This window comes from Microbacterium sp. I2, from assembly GCF_051364985.1.
Taxonomy (GTDB): Bacteria; Actinomycetota; Actinomycetes; order Actinomycetales; family Microbacteriaceae; genus Microbacterium.
On sequence record NZ_JBLWIH010000008.1, the window covers coordinates 1 to 6,207 of the forward strand.

The 6,207-nt window shown below is 66.8% G+C and carries 5 protein-coding genes; 1 reads left to right on the forward strand and 4 read right to left on the reverse strand.

Annotation, left to right across the window (positions count from 1 at the left end; genetic code table 11):
• Positions 1 to 344 precede the first annotated feature (344 nt).
• Positions 345 to 1,910 (forward strand): alpha/beta hydrolase-fold protein, encoded by a 1,566-nt coding sequence (locus ACLKM7_RS07215; protein WP_436446475.1) that lies wholly within the window; start codon positions 345 to 347, stop codon positions 1,908 to 1,910.
• An 81-nt stretch (positions 1,911 to 1,991) separates the two neighbouring features.
• On the opposite strand, the gene ACLKM7_RS07220 is transcribed toward ACLKM7_RS07215, so the two are convergent.
• Genes ACLKM7_RS07220 through ACLKM7_RS07235 form a run of 4 tightly spaced genes read right to left on the reverse strand, consistent with a single transcriptional unit; the run spans position 1,992 to position 6,160 of the window.
• Positions 1,992 to 3,197: a fumarylacetoacetate hydrolase family protein gene (locus tag ACLKM7_RS07220; protein ID WP_436446476.1), complete on the reverse strand. Its 1,206-nt coding sequence runs from the start codon at positions 3,195 to 3,197 to the stop codon at positions 1,992 to 1,994.
• 5 nt (positions 3,198 to 3,202) lie between these two features.
• A complete protein-coding gene (locus ACLKM7_RS07225) occupies positions 3,203 to 4,390 on the reverse strand; it encodes a mandelate racemase/muconate lactonizing enzyme family protein (protein ID WP_436446477.1) in 1,188 nt (395 codons plus the stop codon).
• A 4-nt stretch (positions 4,391 to 4,394) separates the two neighbouring features.
• Complete coding sequence (locus ACLKM7_RS07230; protein ID WP_436446478.1) at positions 4,395 to 5,228, reverse strand: carbohydrate ABC transporter permease; 834 nt, start codon at positions 5,226 to 5,228, stop codon at positions 4,395 to 4,397.
• Positions 5,225 to 6,160 (reverse strand): carbohydrate ABC transporter permease, encoded by a 936-nt coding sequence (locus ACLKM7_RS07235; protein ID WP_436446479.1) that lies wholly within the window; start codon positions 6,158 to 6,160, stop codon positions 5,225 to 5,227. The genes ACLKM7_RS07230 and ACLKM7_RS07235 overlap by 4 nt, the downstream gene beginning before the upstream one ends.
• Positions 6,161 to 6,207 lie beyond the last annotated feature (47 nt).

Below are 6,207 nucleotides of genomic sequence, written 5' to 3' on the forward strand. Positions count from 1 at the left end.
TTCGGACCCGGCGCCGATTCGCGTCGAGGCGGCAGCGATTCCTCGGCATTCGCGACGCGAGCTGCAACACCCATTGCAGAGATCGCAATCGGCCGTTGACGGTCCGCAACGCCAGGGCCAGGCTGTGGCTCGCAGCGGCTTCGCTGCGGAACGACCCTCCCGTGACATTCCGGTTCTGACGCAAGGAGATGTGCGCACAGATCCCACCGATCTGCATCCAGGTATGACCGCCTGACCGACATCCATGGTCAGGCAGGTGAGCCGCACACGGCGCGGCACCCGGATGCCGACGTTCGGCGTGCGCGGAAGTGACGATCCATCCATCCATACGAAGGGGTATCAAGATGACGTTTCTGACCGAAACCCAACATCGGAGACGGTGGCTGCGCACTTCGCTGCTGGCAGTCCTCGCCGCCGGCGCGCTCGCTGTCGGCACCATCGCAGCCGCGCCTGCGGCGATGGGCGATGAGCAGCTCGACCTCGGCCCGACGCTGATCGAGACGGGCACCGGGCCGTCCGGCTATGCGATGACGTTCCGCTATCAGGCCCCCGCGGGGGTCGAGCAGGTGCACATCTACGGCGACTGGACATACTCCGTTCCCGAGAACGTGACGTGCGACGGTTGCGGCGACGGCCGGCCGCCTTGGGAATGGCAGCCCGGGGATGTGGCCGCGACGCAATGGCGGACGATCCCGATGGAGCTGGGCGACGACGGGGTGTGGGAGGTCACGGTTCCGCTCCCGGCGGGGACGTTCCGGTACGCGTTCACCCACGACTGCACGAGCGCCGTCGCGACGGGCTGCACGCTCAACTACGACCCCGCGAACCCGTGGGAGATCTTCCCGCAGTACCCGGGCGCTCCCGGCGCGGTGCGCAGCACGACGTGGGTACCCGAGAACCCGGACTTCCCGACGTACGACACCGACTACCAGCGACCGGTCGCCGCTGAGGATCTCGGGACTCTCGAATCCGTCCGGTACACATCGCCGTTGTCGACCAATCCGGTCGGCGTTCATGACATGGTCGTCTACACCCCCGCCGGTTACGACCCGGATCGGGAGCAGCCCTACCCCACGCTCTACCTGAGCCACGGGGGCGGAGACCACTCCACGGCGTGGACGATGCAGGGCGTCGCGCACTACATCGTGCAGAACGCCATCGACGAGCGCGCCGCCTCTGAGATGGTGATCGTCTCGACGGACTTCAACGGCCTGCCCGGAGGGAACACCGGGTACGTCAACGAACTGCGCAACAACGTGATCCCGTACATGGAGCAGCACTACAACGTCTCCGCTGCCGCGATCGACCGTGCCTTCGCCGGGTTCTCGGCCGGCGGCAGCCGCGCGTCGACCATCCTGTACGACCACACCGACCTGTTCGGCTACCACGCGGTCTGGAGCGCAGCGCCGCCCGCGCCGTCGGCCGAGCAGATCGAGCGGATGAAGAACGTCGAAGGCGAGATCATGATCGGCACGGGACTCCAGGATCGTCTGGGGAACATCGCCGTGAACCAGCTGGCGCGGATCGAGCAGCTCAAGGCCGCAGGCGTCGCGCTGACCGACCACCACGTCCCCGGTGGGCACACGTGGCACGTCTGGCGTCCCCTCCTGAACTTCTACATCCGCGATGTCATCTTCGACGAGGATGACGACGGCGTGGCCGACTCGTTCGACGTCTGCGCCGCCACTGCGCTGCCGGATGTGCCGACCGGCGACCAGAAGCCGAACCATTACGCGGCGACCACGGACGGATTCGTGGATGCTGCGGGTGAGGTCGGTTACAGCCTGCTGGAGGCAGGCGGGTGCTCCGGTTCGCAGATCATCGAGGCCGCCGGCCTCGGTGAAGGCCATGCCAAGCACGGGATCGCTCGAGGCGCGCTCGAGAGCTGGATCGCGTCGCTGACGGACTGAGCCCTCAGCCGCCGGTCGTCAGGAGCCCGGGGTTCCTGACGGCCGGCGGTGTGCCGGCTCAGACCTGGTCCTGGGAGCGCGTCACAGCAGCTTTCTCTTCGCGAGGCTCGCCATCAGGTCGCGCACGCCGAAGGTCCACGGTGCGCAGTTCTCGGAATGATCGACGACGTTGACGAGCGACCCGAGCATCGGCGTCGAAATGGTCACGACGTCCCCGACCCGATGCGTGAATCCTTCCCCCGCGATGTCGCGGTCGGCGACCGGTGCGAACATCGTGCCGAGCATCAGCACGGCGCCGTCGGGATACTGATGGTGGCTGCCGATGAGCTGACTCACCAGCACCTCCGGGTCGCGCGAGATCTCACGCATGGGGGAGGCGTCAGCGAGGTGGAAGCCATCGACCCCGCGGATGTCGAGGTGGACGGTGAGACGGCGGACATGTTCCATCGTGAACGCGTCGTCGAAGAGCCGGATGAACGGGCCGAGGGCGCACGATGCGTTGTTGTCCTTCGCTCGGCCGAGCAGCAGTGCCGAGCGGCCTTCGATGTCGCGATGGTTGACGTCGTTGGCGAGCGTCGCACCGACCGTGCGACCGCTGGACTGAACGATCAGCGCGATCTCCGGTTCCGGATTGTTCCACGATGAGGATTCGAGGATGCCGACGGCCGACGCCGTCCCCACGGCGGAGAGGATCTGACCCTTGGTGAAGATCTCGGCGTCGGGGCCGATTCCGACCTCGAGGTATTGGCTCCACAGGCCGCGGGCCGACAGGGACTCCCTGATACGCGCGGCCTCGGCGGAGCCCGGAGTGACGCGGGAGAGGTCGGTCCCCACAGAGGCTCCGAGCAATTCTGCGCGGATACGTGCCGCCTCGAGTTGGTCGCCGCGAGCACGCTCCTCGATGACCCGTTCGACCATCGAGGCCGCGAACGTGACGCCCGCAGCCTTCAACGCCTGCAGGTCGACGGGGGCGAGCATCCACGGCATCCCCGGGTCGCGGCGAGTGGAGGCAGTGTTGCGGACGACGCCGTCGACGGTGCCGAGACTGGGTCCCGTGACGCTTTGCGCCACCGTCGCCGGATGGTCGTGCTCGCAGAGATCGCGCACCGTGGCGAAGTGGGCCGTCAGGTCCAGAAGCTCGCCGTCGCGGGCGACGACGACGGATGGTCCGCCTGCCGCGGGATCCCAGACGCGGCCGATCAGCACGGCGTCGTCGACGTCGTCGGGAACGGTCGCGCCGGGTGCGCCGATCCACAGTTCGGGGTCTGGCGTGCTCTCGTGCGCCACCGTGCTCATTCTCCGTCTCTGCCCGGGAGGTTGAAGAACGACAGTTCGTCGTCTGGGCGAATGTCGTACGTCGGCTCCGAGAAGAGACGCAGCGGATGGGCGGCAAACGGACGCCGTGCGATCGCGTCGTGGTCGAGCGTGATTCCGAGGCCGATGCCCTCGGGAATCATCACATCGCCCTCCTCTGTCAGGACGAGTCGCTCCGATGAGATATCGGGTCGCCACGGCACGTCGGTCGCCATGATCTCGAGGTAGTGGAAGTTGGGAACGGACGCCCCGATCTGCAAGGTGGCCGCCGTGCTGATGGGGCCACTCGGGTTATGGGGGGCGAAGCCGATGTACGACACCGCTGCCAGGGTGGAGATGAACGCCAGCTCGCCGATGCCGCCAGCGTGGGTCACATCCGGCTGCACGAAGTCGACGGCGTGCCGTGCAAGAGCGGGCGCGATCCCTTGCCTGCCGAACCAGCGTTCCCCTGCCGCAATCGGCACCGGCGAGATGCGCCGGATCTCGCACAGAGCATCCAGGTTGTCGGGTGGGCACGGCTCTTCGAACCAGACCGGACGGAACGGCTCCAGCTCGCGGGCGATCATCGTCGCGGTGCGGACGTCGAACCGCCCGTGTCCTTCGACGAAGAGCTCGACATCCGGACCCACCTCGTCCCTGACTGCCTGGAGCTGTGCGAGGGATCGATCGAGCTGGGAGTGCGTGATCGCCAGGTCGAAGTTCTCGAATGGATCCCACTTGAGTCCGCGGAAGCCCGTCTCCACGGTTCGCCGTGCCGCGGCGGCGTAGTCCTCCGGCGATGCTGCCCCCGAGAACCAGCCGTTCGCATAGGCGCGCACGCGGTCACGGGTCTGGCCGCCGAGCAGCCTCGACACGGGAACCCCCAGCGCTCGAGCCGAGATGTCCCAGAGGGCCATCTCGATCGCGCTCAGCGCGCTACCGACGACCGGACCGCCGCGCCAGTACCCGTCGCGCACCAGCTCGTACATCGTCGACGAGATCCTGGTCGGTTCGCGGCCGATCAGGGACTCCTCGATATCGGCGAGCGCCCCGAGGACGGCCCGCTCCCGCCCTTCGAGCGTCGCCTCTCCGACGCCGGTGATTCCTTCATCGGTGTTCACCTCGATGAGCACCAGATTGGTCCGGTAGAAATCGACGGTATGAACGTCGATTGATGTGATCTTCACGCCACTATCCCTTCACTGCTCCGGCGGTCATCCCGCCGACCACATACTTCTGGGCGAAGAGGTAGAACACCACCGCGGGAAGTGTGAACATCAGGGCCACCGCCATCACAGTCTGGATCGGCGTGCCCAGCTCGCCGATGAAGTTCGCGATGCCGACGGACGCGGGCTGGATGCCTGGTGTGAAGATGAACGTCACGGCGAAGACGTACTCGTTCCACGCATGGAAGAACGCGATGACGGCGGTGGCGGCGATCGAGGGGGCGATGAGCGGCAGATTGATCCGCAGGAGGATCGCCAGGGGGAGCGCTCCGTCGACGCGCGCCGCCTCTTCGAGCTCACGCGGTATCCCGTCGATCGCCCCTTTGAGGATGAGCGCGACGATGGGGAGCACGAACGCCGAGTTGGCCAGGATCAGTCCCCCGAGCGAGTCCAGTAGTCCGAACCGGCGGAAGAGGGAGAAGAGCGGCACCACCATGAGCGCTTCCGGCAGCATCTGCGTGAACAGCAGCACGATCGTGACGATGACCTTGCCCCGGAAGCTGAAGCGCGAGAGCGCGTAACCGAGGGGGATGCCCAGCCCGATCGACACGATCATCGTCCCCGTCGCGATGATGAGGCTGTTGACGAGCCAGCCGACCGCCTTCCCGTCCGCGAGGGCGGTGCCGAAGACGCCGATCTGACCCGGATCCGGAATCAACCGGGGAGAGGAGGCGAACAGATCGGCATTGGAGGACAGTGCTGTCACCAGCATCCAATAAAGCGGGAAGACGGCGATCCCGAGAGCGATGAGCACGCCGATGACGCGCAGGACCAGTCCGAATGTCGTGGCGCGTGTCATGCCTGACCCCGCTCGTGGAACCGGGCGACCGCACCGCTCGCGCCGATGACGACGAGAGAGATGAGCACGCCCACCATGCCGATCGCCGCGGCCGTGCCGAGCTGCTGCGACTCGAAGGCCTGCGAGTACAGGTCGATCACGATGGTCTCGGTCGTCCCGACCGGTCCGCCTCTCGTCATCAGCCAGATCAGCTCGAAACGCCGGATCGACCAGATCGTCATCAGAAGCGCCAGCAGGCCGACGGTGGGCTTGATCACCTGCCAGGTGACAGCGCGGAACGACCACCATCGGCCGGCGCCGTCCATCGTCGCAGCCTCGGCGAGATCCTGGGGTACCGCCTGCAAGGCTGACAGCAGCACCACCGCGGTGAACGGGAACAGCTGCCAGACCGTCGTGACGAGAATCGCCGGCAGCGCGTATTGCGGGCTGTCGAGGATCGCCCCGCCGGGAACGCCGAGCCCGATGGCGTTGAGGAATCGGTTGACGATGCCGTACTGGGCATTGAGCATCCAGGTGGCGATGAGAGCGACCGCGATACCGGGAGCAGCCCACGGCACCGTGATCAGCGCCCGCGCGAAGCCTCGGCCCCGGAACGAGCGGTTGAGGAGAAGGGCCAGGCCGAGCCCGACGCCGACAGAGCCAACGACGCACACGACGGTATAGACGAGGGTGGTGATCAGCGTGCGGTGGAACTCCGGGTCGCCGAAGATCTGCTCGTAGTTGGACAGGCCGACCCACTCGCTGCGTGTCGGGTTCAGCAACGTGGTGCGGGTGAAGCTCATATAGATCTGCTGAAGCAGGGGGACTGCCTGGAACAGCAGGATGAAGACCGCCGCAGGACCGAGGAAGACATACGGCGTCCAGCGGCTGCCGAGGGGACTCTTGCGACGGCTGACGGTGCGGTCGGCGGTCGGTGGAGCGTGTACTGCCATGGGTCTCCTTAGTGCAGCGGGGGGGGGGGGGGGGGGGGGGGGGGGGG